Origin of the sequence: Solimonas terrae (assembly GCF_011067135.1) — a bacterium.
GTDB classification, from domain to species: domain Bacteria; phylum Pseudomonadota; class Gammaproteobacteria; order Nevskiales; family Nevskiaceae; genus Solimonas; species Solimonas terrae.
In genome coordinates, this window is record NZ_JAAMOW010000004.1 from 126,323 (window position 1) to 146,073 (window position 19,751).

Below are 19,751 nucleotides of genomic sequence, written 5' to 3' on the forward strand. Positions count from 1 at the left end.
CGACGGCCGTACGAGGAGCCGGACCATGACTGCAAGCGTAGCCGCAGCGAGCCGTGTCGAAATCGACGGCAAGATCTTCAATCCGTATTCCAAAGACTTCATCCGCTCGCCCTGGGACACCTGGAACCGCCTGGTCGCGGACTATCCCGTGGCCTGGCACAAGGACCTGCAGATGTGGGTCGTCAGCAGCCACGACGCGCTGATGGAAATGCTCAAGGACAACCGCTTCTCGACCAGCTACATGCACTGGGAGCATGCGCCGCCGCCCAAGCCTTTCGAGCAGCAGAACCATTTCGAACGCGCGATCGACGCCGGCCTGTTCGTCGTCGATCCGAAGAACCACCTGCGCCTGCGCAAGCTGACGATGCCGGCGTTTTCCAAACCGGTGATGGGCAAGATCGACGCCAAGATCCGCGACCTGATCGTGACCTGCTTCGACGAGATCGGCACGCCCGACGAATTCGATGCGTTCTCGATGATCGCCGAGAAGCTGCCGGTGCGGTCGATCGCGCGCATGGTCGGTGTGCCGACCAACATGGAGACCTTCTTCCATGACTTCGCCGTCAACGTCGTCAAGTCGACGCGCATCAATCTGCCGGCCAGGGAACGCGAGAAGTCGATGCAGGACACGCTGCCCGGCTTCCAGTATTTCCTCGATCTGATCAGGGAACGCCGCGAAGCCGCGCACCCGGGCGACGACTTCATCGGCAGTCTGGTATCGGCATCGGACAACGGCGATACGCTGAACGACTACCAGATCGTCTCGATCATCCAGGCGGTGATCGTCGCCGGCTCCGACACCGCGACCGATCTGCACACGTACGCAATCAAGGGCCTGCTGAGCAATCCGCAGCAGTACGCACTGCTGCGCGAGAAACCCGAGCTGATGGAGAACGCGATCATCGAACTGCTGCGCGTCGGCGCGTTCGGCAAGACGCCGCAGTTCCGCTTCGTCACCGAAGACATCGAATGGCGCGGCCAGCAGTTCAAGAAAGGCCAGTCGATCCTGCTCAATCTCACTGCCGCGTGGATCGATCCGGCGAAGTGGGAAAACCCGATGCAGCTGAACATCGAACGCCGCCTCGACGGCAACCTCGTGTTCGGCGCCGGCGCGCACTTCTGCATCGGCACCTACCTCGTGCGCGTGCAGGGCGGCCTGATGATCCAGGAATTGATGAAGCGCTTTCCGGATGCCGAGCTGGCCGACGGCGACGGCCACATCGACTACGACTACAACCACCACAACGCGCGCCGCATCAACCGGCTGATCGTCAAGACCAACGTCGCTGCGCAACGCAAGGCTGCGTAGGCACACCGTCACTGCACCCGAAACGAGATCGCCCCATGAATACCGCCGCCCCCGCCGTCGCGCCCGACATCACCACTGCTCCGCGTCCGCCGATGGTGCGCGGCCTGCCGCTGATCGGCAGCACGATCGAGATGGCCGCAAGCCCGGCGAAGTTCTTCGCGCGCTGCTATCGCGATTACGGCTCGGCGTTTCGCGTGCGCGTGTTCGGCAATGATCTGACCGTGATCGCCGGAGCCGAAGCGGCGACCTTCATGGGCACGCGTGAAGGCAAGGAATCACTGCGCTCGAAGGAAGCCTGGGAGCCGCTGGTCAAGGAATTCGGCGCCTCGAAGATGCTGACCGCGGTCGACGGCGAGCTGCACAAGCAGATGCGCGCGGTGATGAAGCGCGGCTTCTCCAAGGAATCGATCAAAGGCCGCTATCAGGAAGTGCTCGACATCACGCGCACGGCGCTGCTGCGCGACTGGCAGCCGGGCAGGAAGGTGCCGGTGGTGCAGGCGATGCAGTACCTCGTCGTCGAACAGCTCGGCATGGTGCTGACCGGCCAGACGCCGCGCGAATACGTGCAGGACATTCGCACGACGATCCTCTACATCCTCAATGTGCTGGTCACGCGCCAGCGCCCGAAGTTCTTGATGAAGATGCCGAAGTACAGGCGCGCCAAAGCCCGCATGTTCGAGCTCGGCCATCAGATGATCCGCCAGTACGAGCAGCGCATCGCCTCCGGCGGCGCGACGCCCGAGGAATACAAGACGCTGATCGACGATGTCATGGAAGCGCATCAGCGCGATCCGGACCTGGTGCCGAAGGGCGATCTGGTGATGCTGATGACCGGCCCGTATGTCGCCGGTCTCGATACCGTGGCGAACACGACCTCGGCGATCGTCTACACCGTGCTCAAGCATCCGGACGTGCTCAAGCGCATCCACGCCGAAGTCGATGCGCTGTACGCGAAAGGCCGGCCGGTCGACGAAGAGCAGTTCATGAAGGACCTGCCGGTGCTCAACGGCGCGATCATGGAGACCATGCGGCTGTACCCGATCGCCGTTGCGCAGATCCGCACGGCCAACAAGGACTTCGTGTTCGGCGGCCATCTGATTCGCGAAGGCGAGATGATCTATCTCGGCACGGCCGTGCCGCATTTCCAGAACGAGTTCTATCCCGACGCCGGCAGCTTCGACGTCGATCGCTACGCCAAGCCGCGCGCCGAGCACATGCAGATCGGCGCGTATTCGCCATACGGTCGCGGCCATCACACCTGTCTCGGCAAGAGCCTCGCCGAAGTGCTGCTGGCGATGACGATGGCCGAGGTGTTCCACAACTTCGATCTGGCCCTCGAGTCGCCCGACTACGAGCTGAAGACCAAGACCGCGCCGACGCCGGGTCCGGCGATGAGCTTCAAGGTCAAGGTCCTCGGCCGCCGCACGCCGAGTCTTGCGCCTGCGGCATGAAGCTCGCGCCCGGCGCGCAGGAGAACCCCTCGCCTCGACCTTTTCCCCGCGCGCGGGTAGAGGAATGCGGCTGTCGCCGCGGACCGGCTCACCGCTTTGGGTGAGGCACACCGCAGCACAATGCGGAGTATGGCCCTGCAACCCTGCGCGCGCTGAACTCGATGCCGATGTGATCGGTGGCGAAGCATGTGTACGCACGGTCGCGACGATGAATTCCGGATCGCGGGCTCGCGGACAGCAAGGCGACCCGCATCCCCAACGAGGAGGAACGCGTGCGTCTCAGAACGAATTTCGCAGGCCTGTTGTTCGCGACCGGGCTCGGCCTGTCTTCTGCGAATGTCGCGGCTACGGTGTCGCCGGCCGAGGCGGCGGCGCTTGGCGGTGACAAGCTCACCTGCAATGGCGCCGAAAAGGCCGGCTCGACGACCGGCGTCGCGCAGTGGACCGGCCGCTTCAAGGGCAGCTGGCCGGGCATCACCAGGAAATCCGGCTACGAGCCGGGGCCGTATGCCGACGAAAAGCCTTTGTTCACGATCACCGCGGTCAATGCCGCGCAGTACGCCGGGCAGCTCAGCGAAGGCGAGAAGGCGCTGCTGAAGAAGTACCCGAACACGTATCGCATGAACGTCTACCCCAGCCATCGCGATTTCGACGATGCGCCGGAAACCTGTGCACGCGCGAAGCAGAATGCCGTCAGCGCCGAGCTGGTCGATGACGGCAAGGGCGTCAAGGGCGTCGCCGGCGCGATCCCGTTCCCGTATCCGGAAAGCGGCCTCGAAGCAGTCTGGAACGTCGGCAATGCCGGCCGCATGTACAGCGAGCACGCGATCTTCGACATCGCCGATGTCTATCCCGGCGGCACCGTTGGCTGGGGGCGGCAGGAGCTGAAGGTGCTGGTCGACAATGACACGCCGGGCCGGCAGACCTCGTACAGCGACAAGATCGCCGCGCACTTCTTCGCCGTTTCCATGCTGCCGGAGCGTGATCGCGGTCTGGTCGCGGTCGGCTTCCAGCCGAACAACTACACCGACAGTTCGACGCAGTCCTGGCAGTACCAGCCCGGCACGCGGCGCGTGCGTCAGGCGCCGGAAGTCGGCTTCGACTATCCGGTCCCGCCGGCGGGCTTTCGCACCAGCGACGACGATCACGGGTTCAACGGGTCGCCCGAACGCTACGACTGGAAGCTGGTCGGCAAGAGGGAAATCTACATTCCGTACGACAATTTCCGGATCAACGATCCGGCGCTCAAGTACAGCGAGCTGATCAAGCCGGACACCGTCAATCCGGATTATCTGCGCTACGAGCTGCACCGCGTGTGGATCATCGAAGGCACCTTGAAGAAGGGCTTCCGCCACATCTACGCGAAACGCCGTCTGTACGCGGACGAGGACAGCTGGCTGGTATCGACCGCCGACAACTACGACGGCCGCGGCCAACTGTGGCGCGTGCCGCTGATCACCTATCACTACTCGCAGGAAGGCCACGCCTGGCATCGCGGCGTGTCCATCTACCAGGACCTGCAGTCCGGTTCCTACGAGGCCGGCTATCTGGTCAACGAGAGCCGCCTGTGGTGGGAGATCAACCGGCCGATGTCGGTTTCGCAGTTCACGCCCGGTGCCGCGGCGCGTCTGAGTCACTGATCCGCCGCCGCATCCATCGGCCGTTTGAGGGAGGATCGCGGGTCGCCTTGTGGCCGATGCTCGATGCGCGCCGCCGCACGAGCGGCGCGGTGAGGAGATTGCGATGCAAGCGCTGCGACTCGACCCCTACGAGCACCAGTTCCACTGGGACCCGTACCCGACCTACCAGGCTCTCCGCGAGCAGGACCCGGTGCACTACAACGAAGAGCTCGACCTCTGGTTCCTGACCAAGTGGGACGATGTCTTCGCCGCGTTCCGCGACTTCAAGCGCTTCATCAATACCGGCGCGACTTCGCTCGAAAAAGGGTCGACCGAAGCCCTGCCGTATCCGATGTTCATCTTCAGCGATCCGCCCGAGCACACGCGCGTGCGCAACCTGTTCATGCCGTTGATGACGCCGGTCGCGGTCAAGGCGCTGGAACAGTACATCCGCGAGCGCACGCGGGCGCTGCTGAAGCCGCGACTCGCCGGCGGCCGCATCGACTTCGTCGCCGACCTTGGCTGCTTTCTGCCGATGGACGTGATCTCGACGATGACCGGCGTGCCGCTCGAGGACCAGGACCGGGTCCGTGGCTGGGCCGATGATCTGATCGCGCGCGAGGACAAGCAGCACGCCCTGTCCGAACGCAACATCGGCGGCTTCATCAACATGGCGCAGTATTTCGAGGCGCATTCGGCGAAGCACGCCGCGGGGCCGCCCGGTCGGGATCTGCTCGGCGTCATGCTCGGCGCCGAGCAGGCCGGCACGATGCAGCATCCGCAGGTGGTTGGCACTCTGATCCTGCTGGCGATCGCCGGCAACGAGACGACGACCAAGCTGATCGGCAACATGGCCTACCGGCTGTGGCAGCACCCGGATCAACGCCGCTTGCTGATCGAAGATCCGTCGCTGATCGGCAATGCCGTCGAGGAGACGCTGCGCTTCGATGGCTCTTCGCAGATCATCGTGCGCCGCGCCGGCACCGACATCACGATGCGCGGCAAGACGATTCCCGAAGGCGCACGCATCGGCCTGTGCATCATTTCCGCGAACCGCGACGCCGACAAATACCCGCAACCCGACCGCTACGACGTGCGCCGTGGCGCCCGCGATCATCTGGCCTTCGGCCTCGGCATTCACGCCTGCCTGGGCTCGGCGCTCGCGCGCCTCGAAGCGCGCGTCGTGTTCGAGGAAATCCTCAAAGCGATGCCGGATTACGAGATCGACGAGGCGGGACTGACGCGGGCGCACAATCCGAATGTGCGCGGCTTCACGACGGTCCCGGCGAGATTCACGGTGCAGAGCTGACGGCTCCGCACAAGCGCGGCCCGCGCGACAGCGCGAAACAAGAGGCCAGATCAACCCACTGAAACGACCATCCAGCGCGTGGCGAATCGGTAAAGCGGTAACGCCGTCCATGGCGCGGCCTTATTTCCTGATTGAACCCCGGCCCTCGTCGGAGGCTCGCGCGTTCGTCGGGGCGGATTGCCATTCAGGCAATCCGCTTTTCCCGACTCACCCCAGCGTGAATACGCTTTTCAGCATCAGCCGCACCAGCATCGTCTGCCGTGTGACCCCCGTCTTGCTGAAGATCGAACGCAAATGCGTGCGCGCGGTGTTGCGGCGGATGTTCATCAGGTCGGCGGTTTCGTCCAGCGAATGGCCTTCGGTGAGGAACATCGCCAACCGCGTCTCGACGCGCGTCAGCCCCAGCAGGCGCCGCGCGAGTTCCTGCGCGCCGCTCGGTGCGTTGGCCTCCGGATCGCGCACGAACAGCATCGCGGCCGGCCGGCTGTGATGGTCCGGCCAGGCGCCGGGCGGGACGGGTTTGACGAGCACCGCCAGCCGGCTGCGGCCGGAGGGGCGCACGATCGGCATCGCATCGGCGACGCCGGGGGCGCGCGACTCCGGCTTGTTGACGGCCAGTTCGATCAGGCGATGCAGGTCGCGTCGTGTCTGCAGGCTTTCCGAGCTCAGGCCGGCCGGTGTCAGGATGATGCCGTCGCGTTCGCCGAGGATGCGCTTCGCCTCGTCGTTCATGTCGAGCACGCTGCCATCGGCACCGAGATTGATGACGCCGAGCGCCATGCGATTGACCGTGCCGGCCAGCAGCTGGCGTTCGCATTCCAGCAATTCCTCGCGCACCTGCTGGCGCAACGAGCGCTTCAGGTGCGGCAGCACGAAGCGCACCAGTGCGCGTTCGTCCTCGCCGAACGGCGATGCGCCGTGCGGACGCGTGATGCGCAGGCGGCATTCGATGCCGTCCGGTGTGTAGAAGTCGGCGCCGAGCAGGTAGCGCACGTCGAGCGGCTTCAGATAGTCGCGGTAGATCGGGCCGTCCAGCCACTTCTCGCCGATCAGTTCTTCCGGCGTCACGACATCGCCTTCGCGCAGATGCACGAACGGATCGAGCGCGAACAGGTGTTTGGTGTACGACTCCATCGCCGCCGCGTCTTCGCTGCCGATGTGGATCATCGTGCCGAACGCGTCGGCCATCGGCGGCCGCAGGATCAACGCCACGTGCGCGGCATCGAGACGCCGCTGCAAAACATGCAGCGCGTCACTCCAGGGCGGGCGCGTCGCCGGGCCTTCGTAGATCGCGTCCAGCAGTTCGTTGAGCTGCGCGCCGTCCGGGTCGTCGGCAAACAATGCGGCGGTGGTCGGTGCCGTTCGCCGGCTTCGCGCGGCCTCGCGCAGGTAGTGGACGTTCTCGGGCATGGGCTCTCCTCCCTACATGTGCTGCGATGGGTGCCGGACTGCGGGCATGCGACCCAAAACCTCACTGCTTTGGGGGATGCGCGGGCCGTGTCCGAATCACGAGTATCGGAAACGCGATACTCGCCGAGTGGTCTTTATAAAACATTGCGATTGAATTGTAATCTGTGGCGAGTCACGGACACACGCGCGGTTCACTTTCCGGGCAGCGAGTCGGCAGATCGAAAAGCCGGCCGCACCGCCAACGAGGAGGAGCACGATGGACCTGAAAAACGCTTTCGCATTCGTCGCTTGCGGGACGATGCTGGCGCTGGCTTCGACAAGTGCGATGGCCGCGGTGTCGGCTGCCGAAGCCGCGACACTGGGCGGTGACAGGCTGACCTGCAACGGCGCCGAGAAAGCCGGCAGCCCGGCCGGCGTTGCGCAATGGACCGGAAAGTTCCACGGCACCTGGCCCGGCGTGAAGGAAGCGTCCGGCTATGTCCCGGGACCGTACGCGAATGAAAAGCCGCTGTTCACGATCACCGCCGACAACATGACGCAGTACGCGGACAAGCTCAGCGAGGGCGAGCAGGCCCTGCTGAAGAAATATCCGAAGTCGTATCGCATGAATGTCTATCCCAGCCATCGCGACTTCGACGATGCGCCGGACACCTGCGAGAAGGCGAGGAAGAATGCGGTCAGTGCCGAAATCGTCGACGACGGCAAAGGCCTCAAGGGCATCGCCGGGGCGATTCCGTTCCCGATCACCAAGAGCGGGCTGGAGGCGATCTGGAACGTCAGCAACGCCGGACGCGTCTACACCGAGCAGGCGATCTGCGATATCGCCGATGTCTACGCCGGCGGTGCGGTGGCCTGGGGCCGGCAGAACTTCCGCGTGCTGGTCGACAACAACAAGCCGGACCGCGAACACACTTACAGCGAGCAGTTCACGGCGCACTTCTATACCGGCTACCTGCTGCCGGAACGCGATCGCGGCTTTGTCGCGGTCGGGTTCCAGCCGAACAACTACACCAGTGCGGCAACGCAGTCCTGGCAATACCTGCCGGGCACGCGCCGCGTGCGTCAGGCGCCGGAAGTCGGCTTCGACTATCCGGTGCCGCCCGCGGGCTTCCGCACGGTCGATGACGATTACGGCTTCAACGGTTCGCCCGAGCGTTACACCTGGAAGCTGGTCGGCAAGAAGGAAATCTACATTCCGTACGACAACTTCAGGATCAATGATCCAGCGGTGAAGTACAGCGAGCTGATCAAGCCGGACACGGTCAATCCGGATTATCTGCGCTACGAACTGCATCGCGTGTGGATCATCGAAGGCACGCTCAAGCAGGGCTTCCGCCACATCTACGCGAAGCGCCGCCTGTACGCCGACGAAGACACCTGGCTGGTCTCGCTGGCCGACAACTACGACGCGCGAGGCGCGCTCTGGCGCGTGCCGCTGATCACCTATCACTACTCGCAGGAGGGCCACGCCTGGCACCGCGGCGTGTCGATCTATCACGACCTCAACGCCGGCACCTACGAAGCCGGCTATCTGGTCAATGAAAGCCGCAAGTGGTGGCAGATCAACCGGCCGATGTCGCCTGCCGAATTCACGCCGGACGCGGCGGCGCGATCCGGGCATTGATCCACCATCCGGACGAGGTGTTCCGCTTCCCGAAGGCGGAACATGCGGGGCGCATTACTGGGTCCCGGGAGTTGTCATGAGCACCGTCGTCAGTCTGCCCGTCAACAATGATGTGCGTGCGAGCTTCGATCGTCTCGCCGCGCGCGTTCCGCAGGTTTCGCAGAGCACCGCCGAGCAGCGCATCGCGCGCATCCGTCGCCTGATGGCGGCGACGCTCGCCGCGCGGCCGCGCATCTACGAGGCGGTCAAGGCCGAACGCGGCCTGTCGCCGCCGGACGTCGACGGCGAGCTCGTGATGCTCAAGATGGAAGCCGAGCACATCGAGCAGAACCTGGCCGACTGGATGAGCGACAAGTCGGCGCCGCCGTCGCTGATGACGCTCGGCAAGAAATGCTATCTGCACTACGAAGCCAAGGGCATGGTGCTGGTGCTGCCGAGCTGGAATGCGCCATACGTGATTGGCTTCCTGCCGGTGCTGGGCGCACTGGCGGCCGGCAATGTCGTCATCGTCAAACCGTCCGAGCTGGCGCCGCAGTCGTCCAGGGTGATGGCGGAGATCGTCAAGGAAGCGTTCCCGGACGGCGAAGTCACCATCATCGAAGGCGGCGTCGAAGCGGCGACCGCGCTGCTCGCCTGTCCGTTCCATCACATCTTCTACATCGGCAACAACACGGTAGGCCGCATCGTGATGCGTGCCGCAGCCGAGCACTTTGCTTCGGTGACGCTGGAGATGGGCGGCAAGAATCCGTCGATCGTCGATGCCAGCGCCGATGTCGAGGATGCCGCGCTGAAGACGTCGTGGGGCCGCATGTGCAACGCTGGTCAGGCCTGCATCGCCCCGGACTACGTGTTCGCGCACGAGTCGGTGTTCCAGCGCTACGTCGATGCGCTGGTCAGGGAAATCACCGCGATGTACAACCCGCGCGGCGAAGGCTTCGACAAGAACCCCGAATATCCGCGCGTCATCAATGCGCGTCATTTCGAGCGTATCAAGGCGCTCGTCGAAGATGCGCGTGCCAAGGGCGCGAAGATCGTCATGGGTGGCGAGTTTCGCGCCGAGGACCGTTACATCGCGCCGACCGTCGTCACCAACACGACGCCGGACATGAAGATCATGCAGGAAGAGATTTTCGGGCCGGTGATCGTCGTCATGCCGTACCGCGATCGCGAGGAAGTCGTCAGCTACGTCCGCAAGCACGACAAGCCGCTGGCCTCCTACGTGTTCTCGAAGGATCGCGAATCCTGGGAATTCTTCCTGAAGAACACCACCTCCGGCAGCATGGTGCTGAACCACAACGTGGTGCAGTCCGGCACCAATCCGTACCTGCCGTTCGGCGGCGTCAACCACAGCGGCATCGGTCGCCTGGTCGGCTTCAACACCTTTGCCGAATGCTCGAACGCGCGCACCGTGTTCGAGGAAGGCCCGAAAGTCGTCGACCCGCGCACCATGTTTCCGCCGCTGACCGACAAGTACAAGAAACAGCTCACGCAGCTGCTCGAAGGCAAGCCCGTCCCCGCCGGCATGGTCAAGGCGATCGACGGACTCATTCGCGTAGTGGGGCTGTTCAAGCGTTGAGGGCAAACGATACCGAGCAACGGAAAGGGCGCCGCATGGCGCCCTTTCCGTTTGCGGCGAGCAGATTTCACGAGAGGCTGTTTCAGCCCATGCCCGGACTGCTGAACGAAGGCGTCGAGCACGGACGGGCTCGACGATCGAGCTGGCGTCCGCGTTACCCCGAGCCTGAATGAGGTCGACGTTGAGCTGTATCCGGCTGCGCCCGCCCGCTCCCGGCATGAAGCAGACGAACCCCAAGTTCCGCCAGCATCGGCTTCGCTGAAGGGCGCGAGCGTGCAGGCAATCGACGATTCCGTGATCAGAAGTTGTACTTCACCGTCAGCCCGATGTTGTCGCGATCCGCATACGGATTCGCTCGCAGGTCGGGCTTGCCGAAGAAGCCGCTGTACTGCACGCCGAAGGTGAGCTTTTCGAGATAGGTCATGTAGGCGCCGACGCCGAAGCGCTTGTCGTGCGGGCCCATCAGTGCACCGAAGCCGGACAGCAATGAGCTTTGGCCGTTGATCATCTGCGAGTAGCTGACCGGCATCGACAGATCCCAGCCGGAGATCACGTTGTTGCGATTGATGATGGCGAGCGTCGAGATGGCCGAGGCATCGCGGGTGTAGGTGAGCTGCTTCGTGCAGCTGGTCGGTCCGCAGCCGGCGTCGTTGTCGGCGACATGGATGAAGCCGCCTTCGCCGACGACCGACAGCGAGTCCCAGAACAGGCCCGGCCCGAACGAATAGATGCCGGACATCAGGCCCTGGTAGATCTTCGAGCGCACCGGCGTCGGCACCGGGCCGAGCAGACCGCCGTCGACATCGACCAGCACATCGGCGCCGTCGCGATAGATTGCCTCGCCGGCGACGTTGACGCCGAACAGCGATGTCGAAAAGCTCAGGCCGGCGAGGTGGATGCCGCCGAAGTAGTGCACGTTGTAGGTGACGGGCACCTTGAGATTGAGGATCTGCGTGGTGACCAGCGGCGGCACGCCGTCTGTGCCGCCGACCAGCGGTGCATATCCGTAGTTCTGCACCGGCGCCGGCGTGGTGCTGTGGTAGCGCAGCCAGTACAGGCCGATGTTGGTCACCGGCGTCACCTGGTATTTCAGGCCGATGCCGTATTGGCCGGCCCAGCTCGGACGCTTGTCCGGGCCGCGTTGCACATTGATGTAGCGCGGCGTGCCGGGTTGGCTGAGCTGGCCGACCGGCACCGGCACGTCGGGCAGGATCGCATCCAGACCGTTGAGTATCTGTCCGGCTGCCGCAGTGAGGCCGCCGACCGGCAGGTTCGGGGCGAGCGCGCTGAGGCCGAGGTTGACGAGATCGACGGCATCGCTGGACAGCACATTGAAGTCGCTGTAGCTGGCCAGATAGAACGGATTGTCGAGGCCGTAGATGAATTCGGCGCCAGGACCGACGACATCGGTCACGGAAAAATATTCGCCGACCGGATCGAGCTCGGTCGGTTTGAAGGCCAGCTTGTACTGCCCGAGCAGCGTCCATTGGTCGTTCAGCGACAGCTGCATCGAGAGCTGGTTGACCGGCAGCAGGATGCTCTTGACGTCCGCGCCCGGCACATTGGCCTTGGTCGCGTCGGCCGGACCCTGCGCCAGCGCGATACCGTCGAAGAACAGGCTCTCGCCCCAGGCCGCGACCTGCTGGCCGAGGCGCAGGCTCAGCACGGTTTCGTCGCCGAGATACCAGGTCCCGAAAATGTAGGCATCGAGCAGGCGCGCGCGCGCCCCGTCGTAGTACTGCGCCTTGCCGCTGAACTCGTTGTAGGCGCCGTCGGTCTTGCTGATCGTGTCCGGTGAATCGTTGTCGTTGCGGTGCCGATAGGCGTCGTCGTAGAACGCATCGCCGCGCAGCTCGACGCCGAAGTCGTTCTTGCGCAGAAGAAGCTCGCCCAGCGTCGTGATGCGATTGTCGACCATCGCGCCTTTCTTGAAATTGCGATTGCCGTCGTCGTAGTTCGCCGACTCCGGAACCTTGAAGTATTCCGGCACGGGAATGCTTGCGGCGCCCGGTGCATCGATCAGCCGCCGATCCGGACTCTGCAGGCGCCACGCCGCGGAGTAGGTGGCCGAGAACTGCGTCTCGGCGTCCATGCCGAACAGGTCGAACGATGCGGCGCTCGCCGTTCCGATGCCGTCCGCGGCGAGCAGCAGCGCCGTTGCGACGGCGATCCGCGACGAACGATGGCGATGCTCCCCGTGAGATGCCATCGGCTTCTCCCCTTTCTTATAGTGGAACGCTGCGCCCACATTAGGAGTCCGGCATGACGCCGGGCCTCCCTCAAACAAGGTAGTCATGCAGCAAGAAACATTTTTGACGCAAGGCTTTTTGCCGGCCTAGGATCGCGCCTCCGGATCACTGCAGGGCGAAGCCGCGATGCTCAAGAAATACGACCGCGAAAAAGGCGTCGAATGGTTCAACGAGGTCTACGCCGGCGACGTGCAGCTGCCGCCCGGCGACGGCGGTCCGTTCATCGACTTCATGCTCGAAACCCTGTTCGGCACCGTGTGGGCGGACGAAACCCTGTCGCTGCGCGATCGCCGCCTGCTGCTGATCGGCGCGATCACGGCGCTGGGCGATGCGACGACGCTGGAAATCCAGATCCGCGCCGCGCTGAAACGCGGTGAGCTGCGTGCCGACCAGCTCGATGCGCTGTCGATCTTCCTGACGCAGTACGTGGGCTATCCGCGCGGCTCGCAGCTGTTCCGGATCGTGTCGACGATCCGGGCGAACCCCGGCGCCTGAGCGCCTTGCCGAGCGGGTGCGACGGCTTTTTGCGGTGGCGGTGTGCGCTCGGTCACCGTCTGGCGGGCTGCCGATTGCCGGGCGGGGCCGAAAAGCCATATAAGGATGCCGGGGATCCGCAGCATGCGCCGGGTCCGGCGGCGTCATCGCCGCCGGGACACCGGTTCGGGAGCGGGGGCGTCCGCGGGCATCGCCGGCACCGAGCGTGCGGTGCGATGAACGATCTATCGTTGCAAACGCGAACCGGAGCGGCTTGATGAAGGCGTACGCATGGGGTTTTCTGCTGATGTTTGCCGCGCCCGTCTGGGCGCAAGGTCCGGCGTCGACGCCGCCGGTGCCGGCTGCGGAGGTCGTGCTGCTGAGCGGCCATGGCAGTGCGCTCGGCAGCGACGGGCACGCGCGGCGCCTGAAGCGCGGCGATCCGCTGTACGCCGGCGACATCATCAACAGTGGTGCCGACGGCTATCTCAACATGCATTTCCGTGACGGTGGCTACGTGCTGCTGCGGCCGAATACGCGCTTCCAGATCGAGGCGTATCAGTACCAGCCGGCGCCGGCTGCTGCACCGGCCGCGCCCGTGGCCAGGGCGCCGGTCGCCGCAGCTGCTGCGGAGCCAGCTCCCGCTCCCGCTGCTGCTCCCGCCGCCGGTGGTTCGCGCGCGTTTTTCCGCTTGCTGCGCGGCGGCTTTCGCGCGGTCTCGGGCTTGATCGGGCACCGCGAGGATCAGTACCGCATCACCACGCCGGTTGCGACCATGGGCATTCGCGGCACGGATTATGTCGTGATCCTGCCGAACGACGGCGAGGCCTCGCAGCTCGACGCCCAGGCCGGCGGCAAGCTCGGTGCCAGGGGCGGTGTCGTCGTCGGCGTGATCAAGGGGGGCATCTTCATGAAGAACGCCGGCGGCAAGCTGATGGATGTCGGCGTCGGCCAGTACGCAATGACCCTCAAGGACGGCACCCAGGTTCTGCTGTCGTTCGAACCGGGCTTCATCAAGCTGTTGCCGATTCCGGACCCGACGACGTCGTGTCAGTGAGCCCGGGCCCCGTGACTGCCAACGATCGACAGGATTCGACATCATGCAGATAACCATTCGTGCTTCGCTGTTCGCAGCCCTGCTGCTCGGGGTGTCGCTGAACGCGGCCGCTCAGACGCAGAGTGCGTCCTACGCCACGGCGTCCGGCAGCTATGCCTACGGCGAGCAGCAGCAGACCTACGGCTACGCCGGCTCCACCTTCGGCTCCCCGCTCGCATTCGGTGCCAGTGGCGGCGCAGTCGGCGTCGGCGTATTCGCCCTGCGCGACGGCAGCCGCAACGGCAACGGTCACTTCGACGACGGCAGTGCCGGCATCACGCTCGGACTCGGCGATCCGTCGCGCTATGTCGGCCTCGAAACCAGCGTCGGGCTGTCCTCGCTGACCGGACACAACGGCGACGGCTTCGGCAAGGCGGGCTCGTTCGCATTCAAGCTGCACACCGAGTTGCCCGGCTCGGCATCATTCGCGCTGGGCGTGATCGACGTGGCGCCCTGGGGCGCCGCCGATGGCCCGAACAGCGCGAGCGTCTACGTGGCAGCGGCCAAGGTGTTTCCGCTGACACTGTTCGGCAGTCGTTACGCACTGGTCGGCAACGTCGGCATCGGCGACAACCAGTTCACGCACTCGACGCGTGGCAGCAGCCCGTTCGGCAGCCTCGCGTTCTTCTTCCGGCGCCAGGTGTCGCTGATCGTCGACGACTCCGGGCGCTTCCTCAATGCCGGCGTCTCGGTTGCGCCGTTCGAACATGTTCCGCTGTCCTTCACGCTGGGGGCCTTCAACCTCGGGCGCGAAGAGGGTCTGAAGACCGGCATCGCCGGATCGGTCGGCTTCGGCTACGACCTGAGCCGGTTCTGGTAATGGGAGGCGCCATGAAAATCATCCGCATCGTGTTGTCGGCAGCCGCGTTCGGTGCACTGAGCACGCTGGCGTGGGCGCAGAACAGTGGCAGTGGCGGTGCTTCGGGGTCCTTGCCCGGCGGCACCGGGGTCGACAGCGGTGTGCAGTCGATGGGCGAGATTTCCAGCAAGTCGTCGCGGGGTCTGGCCGGCGGCCTGGAATCCGTGTTCGGCGGGCTGACCATCCTCGGCGGGCAGGGCGTCGGCGATCGCGTCGGTGCCGACTTCGCGCTGCTCGGCGACGATGAGGGCACCGACGACTACGTCATCCTCACGCTTGCCGACGACGGCCAGCCGGTCAAGGTCGTCGTCCATCAACTGAAGATCGTCAGCATCGATCCGGTCGCGCCGATCTCGGTCGCCGTCCCGATCGCAAACGCCTGCAGCTGACGCGGTTCGTCGCAGCCCGGCACCCGGCGCGCGGATCGCGCAGCCGGGTCGGCATGTCTCCCTCAAATGAGGGCCGCGATGATCGCCCGTTGCCTTGAGCATGGGCGCAGCCGGCACGTCGACCGGCGCGGGGAGACGCGACGATGACACTGCCGGGCTACTGGTTCTCGAAGAATCCGGACAAGGCCTGGGCCGAGAAATTCTTTCTCGCCTTCGTGCCGGTGTTCGGCATTTACAACTACATCGTGCTGTCCAACGGGCTGCTCGACACCGGCAACTTCTGGAACGTCGTGCAGAACCTGCTGATGTGGGTTCCGTACTGCGTGCTGCTGCCGTGGTGGCTGCGCCGCAACAGTGGCGTGCCGTGGCGGCGCAGCTACTGGTTCAAGTACAACGTCTACATGTTCGTCTACGTCTTTTTCATGACGTACTTCGGCACGGAGTACTTCTTCGATGTACTCGGCATCCGCTATCGCTTCCCGCACGTCAGCTGGTATTTCGACTCCGCGCTGCTCGGCCCGGACGAAGCGAGCGCGCTCGCGAGCTTCCGCAAGGTGCCGCCCAGCATGTACCTCAACGCGGTGGCGTTCTTCATCGTCTATCACACGATCGCCGTGGTGCTGATGCGCCGCGTGCGGACGATGACGACCGCAGCTGCGCCCTGGTTGCGCGGCCTGCTGTGGGTGGTCACGGTCGCCGCCGCGGCGTATTTCTTTGCCTGGGCGGAAACCTACTTCTACGTGTCGTCGTCGCAGATGTCGCGCGCCAACGTCTGGTATGTGGACATCCCGCGCATGCTGTCGATCGGCTCGGCCTGCTACGCGCTGTATTTCATCGTCAGCTTCCCCAACGTTTACCGTCTGGACGAGGATTCCGCCCGGCCCTGGACGATCTCGCGCGCGGCACTCGAAGCTTCGGCGGTCAGCATGATCGTGCTGCTGCTGCTCGATCTGTTCACCTGGATCGTCGGGCCGATCGCCTGAGCCGACGCGCCAGGCAGCTTCGGTGGAACGGCCCCTGACGGGGCCGTTTTCGTTTTCGTGGCGGGCGTGCGCGAGAATTGCTGCCGGACGGACAGGACGCGCCGCGACGACGCCATGTCGAAATCCGGCAGGCCCGTTCGTCGTGTTCATGAAACCGCGATGCCGGGCCTGCATCGCGATCACGGATCGAACAGGAGTTGTCATGAAAGCGAAGACCCGCATCACCCCCTGCCTGTGGTTCGACGGCAAGGGAGAGGAAGCCGCCCGGTTCTACGTCGGCATCTTCCCGAACTCGAAAATCACCGGCATCTCGCATTACGTCGAGGCCGGCCAGGACGTCCATGGCCAGCGGCCGGGCTCGGTGCTGACCGTCGAATTCGAGCTCAATGGACAGCCGTTCACCGCGCTCAACGGCGGACCGCAGTTCCGGTTCAACGAAGCGATGTCGCTGCAGGTCGATTGCGAGACGCAGGCCGATGTCGATTACTACTGGGACGCCCTCGGCGCGGGCGGTGGCGTGCAGGCCTGCGGCTGGCTCAAGGACCGTTACGGCGTGTCATGGCAGGTCGTGCCGGCGATGATCAGTGAGTGGCTGACCGGCGATCCGGCACGCGCGGCGCGCGTGTTTGCGGCGATCATGCCGATGACCAAGCTCGATATCGCCACCCTGCAGAAAGCTTACGCCGGCTGATGCTGGCCTGGCCCGGAATGTTCAACATGAAACCGACACTCTACGCGCACCCGTTTTCGTCCTACAGCCAGAAGGCCCTGATCGCGCTCTACGAGAACGACACGGCGTTCGAGTACCGCAAGCTCGGCACGCCGGAAACCGATGCCGAGCTCGCGGCACTGTGGCCGATCAGGCGCTTTCCGATCCTGGTCGACAGCGGCCGCACTGTCGTCGAGGCGACGATCATCATCGAGCATCTGCAGCGTTTCCATCCGGGCGCGGTCGCGCTGATTCCGGCGGCGCCGCACGCCGCGCTCGACGTGCGGACCATGGATCGCTTCTTCGACAACTACGTGATGACGCCGACCCAGAAGCTGGTCGGCAATGCCCTGCGGCCGGAGGCCGATCGGGATGCCTACGGTGTCGCCGAAGCGCGCACGATGCTGGACGGCGCCTATGCCTGGCTCGACGGCGTGATGGCAAAGCGCGAATGGGCGGCCGGCGACGATTTCAGCCTCGCCGACTGCGCCGCCGCCCCGTCGCTGTTCTACGCCGACTGGGCGCATCCGATCGCCGCGAGCTTCGCGAACCTGATCGCCTATCGCCGGCGCCTGCTGGCGCGGCCGTCGTTCGCTCGCTGCGTCGACGAGGCGCGGTACTTCCGCCCGTACTTTCCGCTCGGCGCGCCGGATCGGGACTGAGATCGCACGCGTCATCGCGACGGCGCCGTGCAGGCTCAGTCGTGGAAGGTCTGCAGATACGCGATCAGATCGGCGCGTTCCTGCGCGGTGGTCGGAAACACGATCATGTTGCTGTCCGGCAGGAACGTGTCCGGATGGGCGAGCCAGAAGTCCAGCAGTTGCGGTGTCCAGACGAAGCCGGCGTGCTTCATCGTCTCCGAATAGTGTTCGTAGCCTTCGCGCGTGCCGGCCTTGCGGCCGAACACGTCGTAGAGGTTCGGACCGTTGTGATTGCCGTAGGCCTTCTCCGGGTAGTGGCAGGTACGGCACTGGAAGAAGACCTTGCGACCGCGTGCGACATCGCCGATCGGCGCCGGTGCGGCAGCCGACATGACCGGCGCATCGGCCGGCGGCGCGGCCTGCGCGATCACGACACTGCCGAGCACCAGAACGAAGGCGAGTACGGTTTTCATCGTCTGTTCCTCATGCCGTCCGCAGTGCCGCGTGGCGACCGCCGCGGCGGCCGAAATAGCTCGCGTCGCCGACCGAAACCCCGCTGCCGATGTACGGCCCGACCGGAATGCCGGCACTGGTGCGGCCGGCCGCATACAAACCGGGAATCACCTCGCCGAATGCGTTGATGACCTGCGCATCGGTGTTGGTCTGCAGACCGCCGAAGGTGTGGACCGGCGCGAACACGTTGCCGACCGACAGGTCGTAGGCGGTGAACGGCGCTGCGGCCAGCGGCGCGTTGAAGTGATCGACCTTGTGCAGCAAGGGGTCCTGACCGTCCTTCGCGTGACGATTGTAGTAGTCGACGGTCTGCGTCAGGGCGCCAGGCGGCATTTTCAATTTCGTTTCGAGTGCATCGATGCTGTCGGCAGTCGCCGCAACCGGCAGGCGGAAGTCGTCCCAGCCGAAGGCAATGTCCTTGTCGGCGATCAGCCACGCGCGGCCGTTCTGATGGAAGGTGATCTCGTGACCGAGCAGGCCGTAGTAGCCGTCTTCCGGCACGAAGCGCTGGCCCTTGTCGTTGACGATGATGCCCTTGACGATGGATTCCGGCGGGTAGATCGGAATCACCACGAAACCCTGATTCATGCGCAGCACCGCGCCGCCCGCCGCCATGCCCATCTGGATGCCGATGCCGAGATCGCCGGCGCGGCCCCAGGGCGCCGAGCAGGACGCGAGTTCGGGCGCGAACCGTTCCAGCATCGGCCGGTTGTGAATGAAACCGCCGGCAGCGAGCACCACGCCGCGTCGCGCGCGGATGTTCAGCCGTTTGCCGCCTTCTTCGACGATCGCGCCGGAAATGCTGCCGTCGGATTCGACGATCAGCCGTTCGGCGGAAACCTTCAGCTTCAGCGTCGCACCGAGCTTCAGCGCGGAAGCGGTCAGCGCCGCCATCAGATCGCGGCCGCCGATCAGATGCGGCGACGGCGGCACGTGGCCGCGCGGCGCCGGCTTGATCGTGTCGCGGTACGGCCAGACGCGCTCGCTGCCCGAGAAATACAGCGAGCCGTCGGGAATCGAGATCTCCTTTTCATTGGAGAACTTCTGCGCGTAATGCACGCCGTTGGCCACCAGCCAGTCGAAGTGCGCGACGCTGTTCTCGCAATAGAGCTGAATCTTGTCGGGCGAGGCGTGCAGACCGCTGGCCGCCGTCATGTAGTCATGCATGGCCTCGACGCTGTCGTCGAAGCCGAGCGCCTTCTGCAGGGCCGTGCCGCCGCCGCAATAGCAGACGCCGCCGGAAAGGCTCGATGAGCCGCCGGGAATATGGAATTTCTCGATCACCAGCGCGTCGGCGCCGGCGCGACGCGCTTCGATCGCCGCGGCGATGCCGGCCGCGCCGGAACCGACGATCAGCACGTCGGTCGCCGCGTCCCAATGGCGGACCTCGCTGCGCTTCGCCGGCGTCGCCGCCGACAGATCGAAGCTCGCAGCAGTGGTCGCGGCAGCAGCCGAAGCCATCGCCAGCCTGCGCAGGAAATCGCGACGGCCACCGGTCGCCGGCGCGTCATGCTCGTTCATCATGCCTCCTTCCGTGCGC

The 19,751-nt window shown here is 65.0% G+C and carries 17 protein-coding genes; 13 read left to right on the forward strand and 4 right to left on the reverse strand.

Features of this window, described 5'->3' with window-relative positions; genetic code table 11:
• Positions 1 to 25: 25 nt before the first annotated feature.
• The 4 genes from G7Y85_RS08725 to G7Y85_RS08740 all read left to right on the forward strand — a co-directional run bounded on the left by G7Y85_RS08725 (position 26) and on the right by G7Y85_RS08740 (position 5,688).
• On the forward strand, positions 26 to 1,309 hold the full coding sequence (locus G7Y85_RS08725; protein ID WP_166255031.1) for a cytochrome P450: 1,284 nt from the start codon (positions 26 to 28) through the stop codon (positions 1,307 to 1,309).
• 35 nt (positions 1,310 to 1,344) lie between these two features.
• Positions 1,345 to 2,760: a cytochrome P450 gene (locus tag G7Y85_RS08730; protein ID WP_166255035.1), complete on the forward strand. Its 1,416-nt coding sequence runs from the start codon at positions 1,345 to 1,347 to the stop codon at positions 2,758 to 2,760.
• Positions 2,761 to 3,032: 272 nt separating this feature from the next.
• Positions 3,033 to 4,400, forward strand: coding sequence for a DUF1329 domain-containing protein (locus G7Y85_RS08735; protein WP_366514934.1), 1,368 nt, complete (start codon positions 3,033 to 3,035; stop codon positions 4,398 to 4,400).
• Between the two features lie 103 nt (positions 4,401 to 4,503).
• On the forward strand, positions 4,504 to 5,688 hold the full coding sequence (locus G7Y85_RS08740; protein ID WP_166255038.1) for a cytochrome P450: 1,185 nt from the start codon (positions 4,504 to 4,506) through the stop codon (positions 5,686 to 5,688).
• A 207-nt stretch (positions 5,689 to 5,895) separates the two neighbouring features.
• On the opposite strand, the gene G7Y85_RS08745 is transcribed toward G7Y85_RS08740, so the two are convergent.
• A complete protein-coding gene (locus G7Y85_RS08745; protein WP_166255041.1) occupies positions 5,896 to 7,098 on the reverse strand; it encodes a helix-turn-helix transcriptional regulator in 1,203 nt (400 codons plus the stop codon).
• A gap of 256 nt (positions 7,099 to 7,354) precedes the next feature.
• Between G7Y85_RS08745 and G7Y85_RS08750 the strand changes: the two genes are divergently transcribed.
• Complete coding sequence (locus tag G7Y85_RS08750; protein ID WP_166255044.1) at positions 7,355 to 8,722, forward strand: DUF1329 domain-containing protein; 1,368 nt, start codon at positions 7,355 to 7,357, stop codon at positions 8,720 to 8,722.
• A 76-nt stretch (positions 8,723 to 8,798) separates the two neighbouring features.
• Entirely contained in the window at positions 8,799 to 10,298 is a 1,500-nt protein-coding gene (locus G7Y85_RS08755) for an aldehyde dehydrogenase family protein (RefSeq protein ID WP_166255047.1), read from the forward strand.
• Positions 10,299 to 10,596: 298 nt separating this feature from the next.
• On the opposite strand, the gene G7Y85_RS08760 is transcribed toward G7Y85_RS08755, so the two are convergent.
• Positions 10,597 to 12,507, reverse strand: a complete 1,911-nt coding sequence (locus tag G7Y85_RS08760) for a DUF1302 domain-containing protein (protein WP_166255050.1) — start codon at positions 12,505 to 12,507, stop codon at positions 10,597 to 10,599.
• Positions 12,508 to 12,673: 166 nt separating this feature from the next.
• On the opposite strand from G7Y85_RS08760, the gene G7Y85_RS08765 reads away from it, so the two are divergent.
• The 7 genes from G7Y85_RS08765 to G7Y85_RS08795 all read left to right on the forward strand — a co-directional run bounded on the left by G7Y85_RS08765 (position 12,674) and on the right by G7Y85_RS08795 (position 17,719).
• On the forward strand, positions 12,674 to 13,042 hold the full coding sequence (locus tag G7Y85_RS08765; protein WP_166255053.1) for a carboxymuconolactone decarboxylase family protein: 369 nt from the start codon (positions 12,674 to 12,676) through the stop codon (positions 13,040 to 13,042).
• A gap of 256 nt (positions 13,043 to 13,298) precedes the next feature.
• The gene (locus G7Y85_RS20105; RefSeq protein ID WP_166255056.1) at positions 13,299 to 14,078 is read left to right on the forward strand and encodes a FecR family protein; all 780 of its coding nucleotides are present in this window, start codon (positions 13,299 to 13,301) and stop codon (positions 14,076 to 14,078) included.
• Between the two features lie 43 nt (positions 14,079 to 14,121).
• Complete coding sequence (locus tag G7Y85_RS08775; RefSeq protein ID WP_166255059.1) at positions 14,122 to 14,937, forward strand: hypothetical protein; 816 nt, start codon at positions 14,122 to 14,124, stop codon at positions 14,935 to 14,937.
• Positions 14,938 to 14,948: 11 nt separating this feature from the next.
• The gene (locus tag G7Y85_RS08780) at positions 14,949 to 15,365 is read left to right on the forward strand and encodes a hypothetical protein (RefSeq protein WP_166255062.1); all 417 of its coding nucleotides are present in this window, start codon (positions 14,949 to 14,951) and stop codon (positions 15,363 to 15,365) included.
• 143 nt (positions 15,366 to 15,508) lie between these two features.
• Positions 15,509 to 16,348: a hypothetical protein gene (locus G7Y85_RS08785; RefSeq protein WP_166255064.1), complete on the forward strand. Its 840-nt coding sequence runs from the start codon at positions 15,509 to 15,511 to the stop codon at positions 16,346 to 16,348.
• 202 nt (positions 16,349 to 16,550) lie between these two features.
• The gene (locus G7Y85_RS08790; RefSeq protein WP_166255067.1) at positions 16,551 to 17,039 is read left to right on the forward strand and encodes a VOC family protein; all 489 of its coding nucleotides are present in this window, start codon (positions 16,551 to 16,553) and stop codon (positions 17,037 to 17,039) included.
• 26 nt (positions 17,040 to 17,065) lie between these two features.
• A complete protein-coding gene (locus G7Y85_RS08795; protein WP_166255070.1) occupies positions 17,066 to 17,719 on the forward strand; it encodes a glutathione S-transferase family protein in 654 nt (217 codons plus the stop codon).
• A gap of 35 nt (positions 17,720 to 17,754) precedes the next feature.
• On the opposite strand, the gene G7Y85_RS08800 is transcribed toward G7Y85_RS08795, so the two are convergent.
• Positions 17,755 to 18,171, reverse strand: coding sequence for a c-type cytochrome (locus G7Y85_RS08800; protein ID WP_166255073.1), 417 nt, complete (start codon positions 18,169 to 18,171; stop codon positions 17,755 to 17,757).
• A 10-nt stretch (positions 18,172 to 18,181) separates the two neighbouring features.
• Complete coding sequence (locus G7Y85_RS08805) at positions 18,182 to 19,732, reverse strand: FAD-dependent oxidoreductase (RefSeq protein ID WP_166255076.1); 1,551 nt, start codon at positions 19,730 to 19,732, stop codon at positions 18,182 to 18,184.
• Positions 19,733 to 19,751 lie beyond the last annotated feature (19 nt).

Excerpts from the sequence above, each read along its gene's own strand:
- G7Y85_RS08725 (WP_166255031.1), top strand. The coding sequence starts at position 26 with ATGACTGCAAGCGTAGCCGCAGCGAGCCGTGTCGAAATCGACGGCAAG.
- G7Y85_RS08730 (WP_166255035.1), top strand. The coding sequence starts at position 1,345 with ATGAATACCGCCGCCCCCGCCGTCGCGCCCGACATCACCACTGCTCCG.
- G7Y85_RS08740 (WP_166255038.1), top strand. The coding sequence starts at position 4,504 with ATGCAAGCGCTGCGACTCGACCCCTACGAGCACCAGTTCCACTGGGAC.
- G7Y85_RS08745 (WP_166255041.1), bottom strand. The coding sequence starts at position 7,098 with ATGCCCGAGAACGTCCACTACCTGCGCGAGGCCGCGCGAAGCCGGCGA.
- G7Y85_RS08750 (WP_166255044.1), top strand. The coding sequence starts at position 7,355 with ATGGACCTGAAAAACGCTTTCGCATTCGTCGCTTGCGGGACGATGCTG.
- G7Y85_RS08755 (WP_166255047.1), top strand. The coding sequence starts at position 8,799 with ATGAGCACCGTCGTCAGTCTGCCCGTCAACAATGATGTGCGTGCGAGC.
- G7Y85_RS08760 (WP_166255050.1), bottom strand. The coding sequence starts at position 12,507 with ATGGCATCTCACGGGGAGCATCGCCATCGTTCGTCGCGGATCGCCGTC.
- G7Y85_RS08765 (WP_166255053.1), top strand. The coding sequence starts at position 12,674 with ATGCTCAAGAAATACGACCGCGAAAAAGGCGTCGAATGGTTCAACGAG.
- G7Y85_RS20105 (WP_166255056.1), top strand. The coding sequence starts at position 13,299 with ATGAAGGCGTACGCATGGGGTTTTCTGCTGATGTTTGCCGCGCCCGTC.
- G7Y85_RS08775 (WP_166255059.1), top strand. The coding sequence starts at position 14,122 with ATGCAGATAACCATTCGTGCTTCGCTGTTCGCAGCCCTGCTGCTCGGG.
- G7Y85_RS08780 (WP_166255062.1), top strand. The coding sequence starts at position 14,949 with ATGAAAATCATCCGCATCGTGTTGTCGGCAGCCGCGTTCGGTGCACTG.
- G7Y85_RS08785 (WP_166255064.1), top strand. The coding sequence starts at position 15,509 with ATGACACTGCCGGGCTACTGGTTCTCGAAGAATCCGGACAAGGCCTGG.
- G7Y85_RS08790 (WP_166255067.1), top strand. The coding sequence starts at position 16,551 with ATGAAAGCGAAGACCCGCATCACCCCCTGCCTGTGGTTCGACGGCAAG.
- G7Y85_RS08795 (WP_166255070.1), top strand. The coding sequence starts at position 17,066 with ATGAAACCGACACTCTACGCGCACCCGTTTTCGTCCTACAGCCAGAAG.
- G7Y85_RS08800 (WP_166255073.1), bottom strand. The coding sequence starts at position 18,171 with ATGAAAACCGTACTCGCCTTCGTTCTGGTGCTCGGCAGTGTCGTGATC.
- G7Y85_RS08805 (WP_166255076.1), bottom strand. The coding sequence starts at position 19,732 with ATGAACGAGCATGACGCGCCGGCGACCGGTGGCCGTCGCGATTTCCTG.